Source organism: Prevotella sp. PTAC, from assembly GCF_013166535.1.
In the GTDB taxonomy this organism is placed as follows: domain Bacteria; phylum Bacteroidota; class Bacteroidia; order Bacteroidales; family Bacteroidaceae; genus Prevotella.
Window position 1 is genome coordinate 201,342 of record NZ_JABKKK010000007.1, and the last position, 14,352, is coordinate 215,693.

At 43.0% G+C, this 14,352-nt stretch carries 12 protein-coding genes; 6 read left to right on the forward strand and 6 right to left on the reverse strand.

From position 1 onward, the window contains the following. Positions 1–10: 10 nt before the first annotated feature. Positions 11–2,167 (reverse strand): translation factor GTPase family protein, encoded by a 2,157-nt coding sequence (locus HPS53_RS07350; RefSeq protein ID WP_172205395.1) that lies wholly within the window; start codon positions 2,165–2,167, stop codon positions 11–13. A 136-nt stretch (positions 2,168–2,303) separates the two neighbouring features. Here HPS53_RS07350 and hemW point away from each other — a divergent pair, with 136 nt between their 5' ends. Beyond that, complete coding sequence (gene hemW / locus HPS53_RS07355; protein ID WP_172205397.1) at positions 2,304–3,416, forward strand: radical SAM family heme chaperone HemW; 1,113 nt, start codon at positions 2,304–2,306, stop codon at positions 3,414–3,416. A gap of 9 nt (positions 3,417–3,425) precedes the next feature. Here the strand turns inward: hemW and crcB are convergent, their stop codons facing one another. Continuing rightward, positions 3,426–3,791: a fluoride efflux transporter CrcB gene (crcB, locus tag HPS53_RS07360; protein ID WP_172205399.1), complete on the reverse strand. Its 366-nt coding sequence runs from the start codon at positions 3,789–3,791 to the stop codon at positions 3,426–3,428. 901 nt (positions 3,792–4,692) lie between these two features. Here crcB and ruvC point away from each other — a divergent pair. Genes ruvC through HPS53_RS07375 form a run of 3 tightly spaced genes read left to right on the forward strand, consistent with a single transcriptional unit; the run spans position 4,693 to position 7,218 of the window. Further along, positions 4,693–5,250: a crossover junction endodeoxyribonuclease RuvC gene (ruvC, locus tag HPS53_RS07365; RefSeq protein WP_104368332.1), complete on the forward strand. Its 558-nt coding sequence runs from the start codon at positions 4,693–4,695 to the stop codon at positions 5,248–5,250. Continuing rightward, a complete protein-coding gene (locus tag HPS53_RS07370; RefSeq protein ID WP_172205401.1) occupies positions 5,238–6,725 on the forward strand; it encodes an ATP-binding cassette domain-containing protein in 1,488 nt (495 codons plus the stop codon). The genes ruvC and HPS53_RS07370 overlap by 13 nt, the downstream gene beginning before the upstream one ends. Before the next feature lie 16 nt (positions 6,726–6,741). Further along, positions 6,742–7,218, forward strand: a complete 477-nt coding sequence (locus HPS53_RS07375) for a hypothetical protein (RefSeq protein WP_172205404.1) — start codon at positions 6,742–6,744, stop codon at positions 7,216–7,218. 10 nt (positions 7,219–7,228) lie between these two features. Here the strand turns inward: HPS53_RS07375 and HPS53_RS07380 are convergent, their stop codons facing one another. The 4 genes from HPS53_RS07380 to HPS53_RS07395 all read right to left on the reverse strand — a co-directional run bounded on the left by HPS53_RS07380 (position 7,229) and on the right by HPS53_RS07395 (position 12,157). Continuing rightward, on the reverse strand, positions 7,229–8,278 hold the full coding sequence (locus tag HPS53_RS07380; protein ID WP_172205407.1) for a DUF6057 family protein: 1,050 nt from the start codon (positions 8,276–8,278) through the stop codon (positions 7,229–7,231). Between the two features lie 163 nt (positions 8,279–8,441). Beyond that, entirely contained in the window at positions 8,442–10,508 is a 2,067-nt protein-coding gene (locus tag HPS53_RS07385) for an alpha amylase C-terminal domain-containing protein (protein WP_253942844.1), read from the reverse strand. A 37-nt stretch (positions 10,509–10,545) separates the two neighbouring features. Beyond that, a complete protein-coding gene (locus HPS53_RS07390) occupies positions 10,546–10,992 on the reverse strand; it encodes a YhcH/YjgK/YiaL family protein (RefSeq protein ID WP_104368337.1) in 447 nt (148 codons plus the stop codon). Between the two features lie 49 nt (positions 10,993–11,041). Further along, positions 11,042–12,157 carry an MORN repeat-containing protein gene (locus HPS53_RS07395; protein WP_233210088.1) on the reverse strand — a complete coding sequence of 372 codons (1,116 nt, stop codon included), beginning with the start codon at positions 12,155–12,157 and terminating at the stop codon, positions 11,042–11,044. A gap of 176 nt (positions 12,158–12,333) precedes the next feature. Here HPS53_RS07395 and kdsB point away from each other — a divergent pair, with 176 nt between their 5' ends. Beyond that, positions 12,334–13,086: a 3-deoxy-manno-octulosonate cytidylyltransferase gene (kdsB, locus tag HPS53_RS07400; RefSeq protein ID WP_172205413.1), complete on the forward strand. Its 753-nt coding sequence runs from the start codon at positions 12,334–12,336 to the stop codon at positions 13,084–13,086. Positions 13,087–13,093: 7 nt separating this feature from the next. Then, positions 13,094–13,789 (forward strand): tRNA1(Val) (adenine(37)-N6)-methyltransferase, encoded by a 696-nt coding sequence (locus HPS53_RS07405; protein ID WP_172205415.1) that lies wholly within the window; start codon positions 13,094–13,096, stop codon positions 13,787–13,789. Positions 13,790–14,352 lie beyond the last annotated feature (563 nt).

Here is a 14,352-nt window from a genome sequence, read left to right on the forward strand (position 1 = left end):
TTATAACTAATTATTCTTCCGCCGCTTCCGCCTCATGCTCCTTGATAAGTTGTTGCTGAATATCATTCGGAACAAGCTCATAACTTGCGAACTTTGTAGTGAATGAAGCACGTCCACCGGTTATGGAACTCAGAGATATACTGTAATTGGAAAGTTCCTTCAACGGAATCTTTGCCTGCAACTTCTGGTAACCGGCCTCACTGTCCATCCCCATTATAAGGGCGCGACGACCTTGCAAATCGCTCATAACATCACCCATGAAGTCTGCCGGGACATAAACCTCAAGATCATAAATGGGTTCCAAAATTTTCGGGCCGGCCTCTTTGAATGCCGCAGAGAACGCATTACGGGCAGCAAGCATGAACGACAATTCATTGGAATCAACCGGATGCATCTTTCCGTCGTATACAATAACACGCACATCACGGGCATAACTGCCGGTCAACGGTCCTTGTTCCATACGCTCCATCACGCCCTTCAATATCGCCGGCATAAAACGCGTGTCTATCGCACCACCGACCACGGAATTGATGAATACGAGTTTGCCGCCCCATTCAAGGTCAACTTCCTCTTTCCCTTTTATATTCATACGATACTCCTGACCGCCGAACTTGAAAACGGTGGGATCCGGCATGCCCTCGGCATAAGGCTCAACAATCATGTGAACCTCGCCGAACTGTCCTGCACCGCCCGACTGTTTCTTGTGTCGATAATCGGCACGTGCGGCCTTCGTGATTGTCTCCCTGTAAGGTATCTTCGGCTCACCGAATTTCACGGCTATCTTCTCATTGTTTTCCATACGCCATTTCAATGTACGCAGATGGAACTCGCCTTGCCCGTGGATTATAATCTGGTGCAATTCCTTGCTTTGCTCCACCACCCACGTAGGATCTTCCTGACGCATCTTTAACAATGCGGCCATCATTTTCTCTGTATCCTGTTCGTTAACGGCTTTGATGGAACGGGAATATTTTGAGTTCGGATATTTAATGAAATCAAAACGGTTCTCACAATCTTTTCCATTAAGCGTATTTCCTGTTTTCACGTCTTTCAACTTAACCGCACAGCCTATATCACCTGCGTTAAGCTGATCTACGGCCTGACGATTGGCACCGGCACATACATAAATCTGTCCGAGGCGTTCTTTCGAGCCGCGATCCGAGTTTGTAAGTTCGTCCCCGGTCTTCACACTACCGCTCATAACCTTGAAATAACAAACCTCGCCAATATGCGGTTCCACACCAGTCTTGAAGAAATACAATGAAGCGGGGCCGTCTACTGTCGTCTTTATCTCCTCTCCGCGAGTATTGTGAACAGACGGCATCTCGTCTACAAACGGAACCACATTGCCAAGGAACTCCATCAGACGGCGTACACCCATATCCTTGCCCGCACAGACACAGAAAACCGGGAAGATAGAACGTGTGACAAGCCCCTTGCGGATGCCCTCGCGCATTTCATCCTCCGTGAGTTTTTCCTCTTCAAAAAATTTCTCCATCAGTGTCTCATCGTTCTCCGCCGCAGCCTCAACAAGCGCTTTGTGCATTTCCAAAGCCTTATCCATCTCTTCTGCGGGTATATCCTCTATAGTAGGCGCACCGCCATCCGGTCCCCAAGAGTATTTTTTCATCAGAAGGACATCAATCAATGAGTTAAATCCCGGTCCTTCATTCAAAGGATACTGAACCGGGACTACCTTCGGACCATATATCTCCGTCAACTTTTCAAGCACATTATGATAGTCGCATTTATCCGAATCAAGCTGATTAACAAGGAAGATAACCGGTTTTTTCAACTTCTCTGTATAGCGGAAATGATTTTGAGTTCCGACCTCCGGCCCATACTGTCCGTTAAGCAACAGCACGGCGGTATCCGTGACATTGAGTGCCGTCATTGCAGCACCGACGAAGTCGTCCGAGCCGGGACAGTCTATTATATTCAGCTTCTTGTTATTCCACTCCACATGGTATACCGTGGAAAAAACAGAATAACCGTATTCCTGCTCTACCGGGAAGTAATCACTCACGGTGTTCTTTGCCGTAATACGACCACGGCGTGAGATTATACCCGCCTCATAGAGCAATGATTCCGTGAGGGTTGTCTTACCTGAACCGTCATTGCCAAGGAGGGCAATGTTCTTGATTTCGTTTGTTTGATATACTCGCATATCGTGATAGATTTAAGTTAATAGTTATATTTATCGGCCTCTAAGTTAAAGTTTTTTCATGAGAATGACAAAATATGAGATCACAAAAATCACCGTTATTAAACAATATTAGTATTTTTGCATTAAAATTCATAATATGGCAGGACTATACATTCACATTCCTTTCTGTATCAGCAGATGCATCTACTGCGGTTTCTATTCCACGACAAACCATGCCCTTAAAGAGGGATACGTCGATGCCTTGTGCCATGAAATAGAAATGAGAAAAGACTACCTGAAAGAGGACATACGCACTATATATATAGGAGGTGGCACTCCCAGCACACTCGGCGGCCAACACCTGCAACGCATTTTCTCACACATAAACAGTGACAATGCGGTCGAGATTACCATGGAATGCAATCCTGACGATATAACACCCGAATACGTCCCTCAATTGCGCGGCCTGCCAATCAACAGAATAAGTATGGGGGTACAGACATTCGACGACAAAAGGCTGGCCTTCCTGCGGCGCAGGCATAAATCGGCAAATGTAAAACAAGCGATAAACGCCCTGCGGCATGTAGGGATTAGAAACATAAGCATAGACCTGATATATGGGTTTCCAGGAGAAACCATTGAACAATGGATAAAAGATATAGATGAGGCCGTTAACATGGGGGTCGAACACATTTCTGCATACAGCCTCATGTTTGAAGAAGGAACACCGTTATATCGTATGCTTGAGAAAGGCGGGATGAAAGAGATTGACGAAGAACTCGCCCTGTTGATGTATGAAACACTTATAGACAGACTTGCCGAGGCCGGATACGAGCACTATGAAATAAGCAACTTCGCGAAACCGGGCTTCCACTCGCGCCACAACAGCAGTTACTGGACCGATATACCATACATCGGGATTGGGGCCTCAGCCCACTCATACGACAATACGAGCCGGCAATGGAACGTGTCAGACATATCGACATACATTACCGAGATAAACCGAGGAAACATTCCCGCCGAGAGGGAGATTCTGGACATTGACACTCGCTATAACGACACTGTAATGTTAAGATTGCGAACATCCGAAGGAATAAACATCAATGAAATAAAAAATATTTTCGGCTCAAAATATAGCTGCAGATGTATCAAAACAGCACAAAGACATATCGAAAACGGATTGCTTTTGCTTGAAAACGGCCACCTGCACCTCTCCCGTAAGGGTCTTTTCGTGAGCGATATGATAATGAGCGACTTTATGATAGTATGAAAAAAACACCTACTTAGCCAAAGCATAACCGGCAACAACAGCTACCACACCCAAGAAAAGACTCAAAAATGTATAAAGAAGTGCCTGCAACAAACCGTTATTGCCTGCCAGCATCACATTCTCATTCATGAAAGTTGAGAAAGTGGTGAAACCTCCGCAAAAACCTGTAACAAGAAACAACTTTACTGATGGTGAACAAATACCGTTGAATGACATACCGGACAATAGTCCTATCAAAAAACACCCGAGCACATTAACGGTTATTGTCGCTAAGGGAACAACAGGCATCCCCAACATACGAAACAAGACGGAAATAAGGTAACGCATTCCGCCGCCCAAAAGACTGCCGGCACACACAAGCAATAATTCTTTCATTCTTCACTGTTGATATTCGGCCGACAAAAGTAACAAAAAACATCCTTACAGCCAAAAACTCCGGCAAACTAATATTTATCTCAATACAACCGACACTGACGATAAATCGTCAATATATCATAAAGTGTATCGTAATATCATTTGCTTTTAAGTGTTTTTTTATATAATTTTGAAGAAATAAAAACGCTACAAAGAACCATAAACATGATAAATATTTACAAAACCAACGAGCAGCACTGCATATTTATGCAACTTTGCAAGACTGCGATATTTGATATTCCGCAAATACAAAACTATTATTCTTACATATTGATATTCCATGAAAGATACAACAAACTCGGAATGTATTTAATACCACATATTAAATACAGCGTAATAATGCTTTTCCGAATGTAACAATGCTGTATCCGCATAGGCTACAGACCTACACGCTACATCATCGGCGAGACTTTACGATTGTGTATAAAGTCTCGCCTTTATCATTTTCAATACTGCATATTTATACAATTCTGCCTCCAAAGGCTCTGTAACGAGCGGCCCGTTGGTCTGCAACGGGATACTAAACGCATTGCATTCGGTATCCCGTTGCAGACCAACGGGTATCTAATTGCAATACAACAAGAGTCTGATTGCAAAATACATTACCGCAGAACAAACAACAGTATATTTTGTATCAATTTTCAATGTTACAGAAAAGCTTTCCGCCATATTCTCGCATAAATATACAAAAATATGATGTAGCGAAATGTTTGACATTTTATTTACAAATCAACATACACCCGACACTCTATCATTGTCATGCGACAATTTTGACAATAAGATTAAAACCAGTAAAATAAGGGCACAAAAAAACGTTGTTTTATTGGCTTTCTCGCCATTTTATTGTACTTTTGCTGCCAATATGGAGAAAATAATACTCGGCATCGATCCCGGAACAAACATAATGGGATATGGCGTGCTGAAAGTAAAAGACAACAAGGCGCAACTCATAACGATGGGTATCATAGACCTGAGGAAATTCGGAGACGCTTATCTGAAACTCGGACACATATTCGAGCGGGTGACGGGTATCATTGATTCATATCTGCCGGATGAAATGGCTATTGAAGCGCCATTCTTCGGAAAAAACATACAATCAATGCTGAAACTCGGCAGGGCACAAGGCACAGCCATTGCTGCGGCCATACGTCACGGGGTTCCGATACACGAGTATGCTCCGCTAAAAATTAAAATGGCCATCACCGGACAGGGACAGGCATCGAAAGAGCAGGTGGCGGCCATGTTGCAACGCATGCTAAACATCAAAGACAGCGAGATGTGCGATTTCATGGATGCCACTGACGCACTCGGAGCGGCTTACTGTCACTATCTTCAAATGGGGAGACCAGAGTCGCAAGCGAATTACAGGGGATGGAAAGACTTCATAAACAAAAATCAAGGCAGGATATGCAAAAAATAATAAGCATAAAAGACGGAATCACCCGCATGCCGGAATGGAGAATGAAAGAACCTGTGAATTTCGAGACTATTGACGGTGAGCACATAGCCATCATCGGCAATAACGGTAGCGGAAAGTCCATGTTGGCGGATATCATAACCGGAAGTCATCCACTGCTCGGAAACAGCATAGCCTATGACTTCTATCCAAACCAAAGCCTCCTTGTTTCTGAAAATATAAAATACATAACGTTCAGAGATTCATACGGTGAAAACAATAACACCTATTTTCTACAACAAAGATGGAACCAGCAGGAAATTGACGAGGACACACCGACCGTAAGACAACTGCTTGACAATGCATACAGGTTATGCGGAGAGGACACGGCAGAGCGAAGAAACTTGAAATACCGTATTTTCGAGTTGTTCGGAATGGACTACATCATGGACAAATACATCATACTGCTGTCAAGCGGTGAATTACGGAAGTTTCAAATTGCAAAAGCCCTGTTTTCCATACCGAGGGTATTTATCATCGACAACCCTTTCATAGGTCTCGATGCTGAGACACGCACATTGATGGCCCAACTATTGAAATCACTCACACGTGAAATACCGTTACAAATAATTATAGTATTATCGAAGACGAACGAAATACCGGAATTTATCACGCATGTAGTTGAAGTGACCGACATGGTCGTCAACCCCAAAATGACAAAAGAAGAGTTTGTCGGGCACAGAATACTCAATGATATGGAGGGACTCGATCCCGACAAAGAGAGAGCCATAAAAGAACTTGAAGATGAAACGGAAGATTACAAAGCGGAAGAAGTAGTCGCCATGAATAATGTCTGTATAACATACGGAACAAGGAAAATACTCGACAGCCTGAACTGGACTGTAATGAACGGTGAAAGGTGGGCTTTAAATGGCAGGAACGGCTCCGGAAAAAGCACTCTTCTATCGCTCATCTGCGCAGATAACCCGCAAAGCTATGCATGTGACATCAATATGTTCGAACGCAAACGGGGCACAGGTGAAAGTATATGGGATATAAAAAAACACATTGGTTACGTATCGCCGGAAATGCACCGGGCATACATGAAAAACCTGCCTGCAATACGTATAGTGGCAAGCGGAATGAAAGATTCCGTTGGTCTATATGCCAAACCCAGTGATAAAGATTATGCCATATGCAGATGGTGGATGAATATCTTCGGACTCGACGGACTTGAAGAAAAGCCCTTCCTTAAACTATCGAGCGGCGAACAAAGACTTGTGCTTCTCGCACGGGCATTCGTCAAAGATCCGGAATTACTCATACTCGACGAACCTCTGCACGGCCTTGACGACCGGAACAGAAGACTCGTAAAAGACATCATCTGCGCTTTCTGTGAACGAAAGAATAAAACTCTCATAATGGTCACTCATTATGAAGAAGAACTGCCAGCATGCATCAATAGGCATCTAACCTTGAAACATAATGTTCATAATTAAAATAAACATGGTAAATATGAAAAAAGTATTATTATCACTGGCATTCATCTGTCTTACAGCAGGAGCAAACGCCCAGAATGTATATAATGAGATTAGAAAAAACGCATCTGACATTGTCGCAAATCCGGCAACGAACAATATGGTCAGACAAATAAACCAGTTTAAGGTAGACGCACTTGACTATATGATAATAAAAATGCGTGAACAAATGCCTGACTCTTCCGCAATTTTTCTCGACAAGCAGGCTTATGCCATGAATACTTTTATAAACGTATACATCAGGAAAGTGCTTGACAACAAAGACATGCCACAAGCTCAAATAGTAAAAATCATACAGTTCTTCATGGACGTATCTTACTCCAATCCGCTATTCAACGATCCAGACAAAGAACTTACTCTAGGATATTATTCCAACGGTAAATGCCTGACCAGATTTTCCTTGGATACGGATTGGCGCAGGGCTGTGGCCGCGGTAGCGATGGAAATGAAATAGCAAAGCTTATTCACTCATATTCATAATACCACCAATAAGTACCGGAATACTGATCGTATACTTTTATCTTACGCTCGGTAAATGATGGATATTGTTTTTCCAATGCCTGCAAATCCTCAAAGTCCATATCCACGACACTGTTATGATACACAAAAGCAGGGTTTGAGCGTGTGTGGACATACAATGTAAGGGCTTCACGATAATGCTTCGGCAAACTGTCACATACATTTTGTGACAGGCTGTCGGGGGTGCCATAGTAAGACAGAAGCGCACTCACAAATCCATCAAGATCTTTGTCTATAAGATAACCGCACAATATGTAATCCTTGACAGCCTCTGTGCCCTGACCGTTATTACGCAATACTTCCAGATAAGTCATCGCATCCATATTATAACGTGGTATGGCACCCAAAAAACGGTATATGCTGTCATTGGGATACAACAAACATGAAGTTCCTTTAAGCGTTGGCACAATATCCTTGCTCGTTCCTTTTATCGGATAAGAAAACAGTCTTTCTCCCAATTCACCAGCTCTCGCGAGAGCATAAATACGAAGCATAGTCAGACTACTGTCTGTCTCCAATGACCTGCGACCGGCCTTCAAGGCCCTCTCGTTGTCTTGCTCTAAAAGGCTTGTCTCGACACTCATTCGATAATGTGCTACGGCATTTCCGTTTCCCGCAATACCAACCATAAGAAACATTGCCGCCATTATCAAAATATTTATCCACATGGTACGAGAAAACATGCCTGTCTCCGGAGATTGCCTGACAAGCATTCCCCGTGAAACGGTTACCACAACAAGCCATAATAGCAACACTATAGGGATGATCCATATTAGAGAAGAAAAACCTTCACCAGAATATATACGATCGCTAAAACCTGATATTACAGAAAGAAAGAATAGGGATGGGAAATAAGTCAAAGCATGGGTATGACGCTGCAAACGTGTAACGGCATAAACACCGACTTGTAATAATTGTAATACAAAAGTTATCAGCACCGCACCTATCAGCTTATCATAAGATGTCGCGCCACCACTCAGAGAATGCTGGGTCATTGCCAACAAGTCGGCCTGATGAAAATAAAGATAAATAAACGAGAAAGATGAAAAAACTATAGCACAAACCGCCTTTATGACGGTTGTGCTATTTCTTGTATTTAACTTGTCAAAACTCATATAATAAGAGTACTGTTAAACTCTCTTTGGATTTATATTATATTCAATTTTTCCTTAACACTACCGCAGAACGAGCCGGAATATATAATTTAAGCCACTCCTTACGTTCCTCCACATACATGGAATCAAAGTTGGTCATGTGTGTTATTGTATCGTCGGCAAGACCATTACCACCAAACTCTTTCGCATCAGTATTCAGTACGACATCATAAGAGCCGGTTGGCACAAGAAAACCATAATCGACAAAAGAACGTATAGGATTGAAATTAAACACGAAGATAAGGTCCCCTCTACTGAATGCAAGTATCTGGTCTCCGTCATTATGCCATATCTCTTTTATTGGCTTGTTTTGAATATTCCTGATACTCTTTATTACTTTAAGCATTTCCTTGTCGAAATCTCCAAGATAATGGTAATCAAGCTCTTTATTGTCAACAAGGTTCCATTGACGGCGGGCATATTTATGACTCCACCCGTTACCTTCACGCGGGAAATCAATCCATTCGGGATGACCGAACTCATTTCCCATAAAATTCAAATATCCGCCATTCATTGCTGCGACTGTAACCAGACGGATAATCTTATGCAAGGCCATACCACGATGAACGACATCATTTTCATCTCCCTTTTTAAAATGCCAATACATATCGGCATCTATCAAACGGAATATTATCGTTTTATCTCCTACCAAAGCCTGATCATGACTCTCACAATAACTTATCGTCTTTTCATCCCGACGCCGGTTCTTCACCTCCCAGAAAATAGAGCTCGGCTTCCAATCCTCGTCTTTAAGTTCTTTGATAGTCTTTATCCAATAATCAGGGATATTCATCGCCATACGATAGTCAAATCCGTAACCTCCATCTTCAAACTTTGCCGCAAGTCCGGGCATACCACTGACCTCTTCAGCAATGGTTATTGCATTGGGATTGACTTCATGTATCAACTTATTCGCAAGGGTCAGATAACATATAGCATTGTCATCTTGCCCGCCATTGAAATAATCTCCGTATCCGCAGAATGCCTCGCCGAGTCCATGACTGTAATACAACATAGAGGTAACACCGTCAAAACGGAACCCATCAAAATGATACTCTTCAAGCCAGTACTTGCAGTTTGACAACAAGAAGTGAATTACCTCGTCCTTACCGTAATCGAAACAAAGGCTATCCCACGCCGGATGTTCATGCCGATCACCGGTATAAAAGAACTGATTTGGGTCTCCCGCCAGATTACCAAGCCCTTCAACTTCATTCTTTACGGCATGTGAGTGTACAATGTCCATAATCACTGCCACCCCATTTTTATGGGCGGTATCTATCAACTCTTTCAAATCCTCCGGAGTACCGAAACGGCTTGACGGAGCAAAGAAGGAACTGACATGATATCCGAACGAGCCATAATAAGGGTGCTCTTGTATCGCCATAATCTGAATACAATTATATCCATCCTCTATTACCCGTGGCAACACATTCTCCATAAACTCCCTATAAGTACCGACTACTTCCTTGTCTTGCGACATTCCGACATGGCACTCATATATAAGAAGAGGAGATTTTGTAGGCTTAAATTTCTTCTTACAAAATTCATACGGCTGATCCGGATTCCAAACCTGAGCAGAAAAAATCTTTGTCTTATCGTCTTGTACAACACGACGGCACCAAGCCGGAATGCGTTCACCCTCTCCCCCATTCCATTTGACTTTCATTTTATAGAGGTCACCATGCCGTAAAGCTTTATTACTGAGTTTCAATTCCCAGTTGCCAGTTCCCTCTATTCTGGTCATCTTGTATTTCGGATCTTCCCGCCAGCCGTTAAAATCACCAATCAGATATATCTCGGTCGCATTAGGTGCCCACTCACGAAAAACCCATCCCCGAGCTTGTTTGTGTAAACCAAAATAGAGATGACCATCAGCAAAATCAGATAGTGTCTTCTTGCCGTTCCTCGTCAATAGTCCGATCTTCCACAATGCATGTTTATGCCGCCCGCAGATTGCGTCTTCGTATGGTTCAAGCCATGAATCGTTCTTCACCAAACCTATATGTTCCGGTTTGGCTTCAAACTGATTTCGACTGCCAATAAGCTTTTTGACACCTGTCTTTTTCATCATTAGTATTAGTTTAATCTTTCTTGTTAATACGATTTCATGCCAATACTTTAAATATGGCTTTTCTTATTTCAGGCTCAGAAGATACGCATGGCGCATGACCATCCTGCGGGAAAAATACCGCGAACATCCCGGGATGACAAGTCACATAGCTTTCGGCTGGCAGACCTGGTATCTTTGTTATATCCTTTTCTGAGTTGTATTCCGCTTCCGGTAAGTTTACCAATGGAGTGTAACCGAAAGTTTCCGATGCAGACAGGGGAATCTGTATATCTATCATCTTATTGTGAGTCTCCAGCACAGCCTCGTCCGGGGTCTTGCCTTTTGCCGTGGTTATATTAACAAAAAGGTCTGCCCCTTTTATCTGATACTTACCATTTTCCATTGAACTTATATCGTTATTGGCCAGGAAATCTACAACATCCTTAAACAATGGGTTCAAAGATTCATATTTGCTCAAATTGTCAAGTGTGTCTATTATCATAACTAAAAATGTTTAAATTGTTAATATCGTGTTTGTTAAAACAATATATTTATTTGCCTATTTGCTTACGCCCGCGTATATATCGGCCTCTTTCGGTAACATTACCATTTCTGTCTTTCTGGATATACGGGCCATCCCTACGGTCATCAACATAAGTCCCCTCAAACCTGTTGCCGTCTTTATCTTCCTCTATTGCCTGGCCATGACGCTTTCCTGCCTTAAAAGTACCTTTAAACTTCCAGCCGTCCGCATATCTTGCCACACCTGGACCGTCTATCATCCCATCTTTAAAATGACCTTCAAAGACATCCCCGTTTTTCATCGTCAGTTTACCGGTACCATTCGGCTTATCTCCTTTCCACTCACCGACATAAGTATTTCCGTTTTTCCACACAAGAGTACCTTGCCCTTGTTTATCTCCCTCAAAGAAAAGGCCAGTGTATCGGTCGCCGTTGGCATATTTAAAAATACCCGTTCCGGTGCGCTCACCTTCCACGTAATCACCTTCGTAAATGTCACCATTCTTGAATTTATAAATGCCTTTTCCGTTTTGGATGTCATTCTTCCATTGACCGATATACACATCTCCATCCGCATAACGGAACGTCCCACGTCCGGTACGCTGATTGTCAACCCACTGCCCGTCGTAAACGGAGCCGTCGCCCCAGTCAAATACTCCGCGGCCGTTTTTCTTGTCATCAACCCAGTCTCCTTTATAAAAAGCGCCACCGGCGAATGTATATGTACCCTTACCGGTACGACGATCCTGTTTCCAATCGCCGTCATACTTATCTCCGTTATAGTAATACATCACTCCGTGTCCCTGCTGATAGTCACGAAACCACAAACCTACATATTTATTGTTGTTCGCGAAATAATAAGTCCCCTGCCCATGTTGCTGATCCTGAAACCACTGACCTTCATATTTCTCGCCGTCAAAAAAAGTATAAATACCGTACCCTTGGCGCTTGCCTTTCACGTAATTGCCTTCATACCAATTGCCGTTCTTATACTTTGTCTTACCTTTTCCCTGTGGTTTACCGCCAACCATTTCCCCGTTATACTCTCCACCGTCTTTTGTAACACATGTGCCAAGAGTGAGTTTCTGCCCATATACGGATGAAGACAACAACAATATGAATATAGATATTAAATGATATTTCAACTTATTATGATATTTTTTGTTACAATGCCAAAATTAATAAAAAAAAAACAGGTGGCAAAAAAGATTAGATTTTTTAACGGAATATATACATATAATTTATAACTTTGCAGTGTTTACTATAACAAACGCCTAATGACTGGCGTCAACAACATAAAGAACAAGCATATAAACGAAACATGAAATTCATAGGAATAATACCGGCCAGATACGCTTCCACAAGATTTCCGGGCAAGCCCTTGGCTACGTTGGGCGGAATGCCGGTCATAGAGCGAGTGTACAAGCAAGTTTCTGCTGTACTCGAACATGCGTGCGTGGCTACCGACGACGAGCGGATATACAATGCGGTAACGGCTTTCGGCGGTAATGCCGTCATGACATCGGGACACCACAAAAGTGGAACGGACCGTGTGGAAGAGGCCGTTTCTAAAATAAACGGAGATTTCGACGTTGTAATAAACATCCAAGGCGACGAGCCATTTATACAGAAATCGCAAATAGAGACCGTATGCCGATGCTTCGATGATCCTCAAACACAAATAGCGACATTGGGCAAATACTTCGGGAATGACATGGAAGCGATATCCAACCCCAACACTCCCAAAATAGTGACCGACACCAATGGATATGCCATGTATTTCAGCCGCAGTATTATCCCTTTTGTCAGAGGATGCTCAAAAGAGAAATGGCACACGGCATTCCCATATCTGAAACACATCGGACTATACGCATATCGCCGTGAAGTTCTTGCCGAAATAACCCAACTGCCACAAAGCACACTTGAAGTAGCCGAGAGCTTGGAACAGTTGCGATGGCTCCAAAACGGATATAATATAAAAGTAGGACTTACAGACGTAGAGACCATTGGTATCGATACGCCTGAAGACCTTCAACGTGCCGAGAAGTTCCTAAAATCCATACAAGACAAATAAACGGAAGATGCCAAACGATTTTTTCAGATTTAAGCACTTCACCATATTTCAAAACCGGTGTGCCATGAAAGTGGGTACCGACGGGACCTTGCTTGGAGCATGGGCCGAAATACCGAAAACGCTCCATGCCCGCATTCTCGATATCGGAACAGGAACGGGCCTTATAGCCATTATGATGGCGCAACGCGCCCCACATGCCAACATAACAGGCATTGACATAGACGCTGAGGCAGCGGCACAGGCCAAAGAAAACGCTTCCGGCTCACCATGCGCCGACAGAATACAAATAGACAATATCGCCCTGCAAAGCATCGGAAACGAGAAATTTGACAGCATAGTATGCAACCCGCCCTATTTCAATAATTCGCTAAAATGCCCCGACAGGCAGCGCACGATTGCCCGGCATACATCGGAACTGACATTCGGACAACTTATGTCGACAGCATTCAGGCTGTTGAAAGACACAGGGAACATATCCGTTATCATTCCATCAGACTGCAGACTTGACATGGATTCTGCGGCGGCTTTGGCTGGGCTGCATCCCAAGCGTGTGTGTTCCGTGAAGACAGCCCCCGCAAAACCACCCAAACGTATGCTTCTGTCATATGCCAAACGCCGGTACGAAACGATTGAAAATGATACTATTGTAATTGGAGACGATAAATACAAAACGATTCTAAAAGATTTTTATCTCGCTTTATAAATAGACAAACCACTACGCTTGTTAACTAAAAGTATCACATTATTACTTGTATTTAACCGCCATTTCGTGTATATTACCAGAATAGTATTTCCTTAATTAATCTAATATTCACATATTGCGCCATATCCAACTTATTAGATAGACGTATAATATCATAAACATACTCTTACCTTTGCAGTGTCAATAGCGATTGGCACTTTTTTCTAGTAAGAGAGATGTCCATCGGGTGGATAATTGTTTGTAGTTTTGCTAAAATGATTGTCCATCGGCAGCGAGCCCATCAACCACTTTGTCCTCCTCTGGAGATACCGTGATTTAGATTTCGCCGCTGCCTTTTTTATATCTTTAGAGCCTGGACAAAGTATCGTAAGCCGGATTGACCGAGCTTGAGTTCTGCCAAGAGTGAAGGTGACGAAGATTATTGACAGTCAGATTGTATAACCAAATAATCCAATTGACATGCAACCGAGATTTAAACCAACTGTCTATTTCCGCCAGTGCGTGGGTATAGATATCGCCAAATCGACATTCATGGCCTGCCTGTCCATGCTTGATGCAGAAGG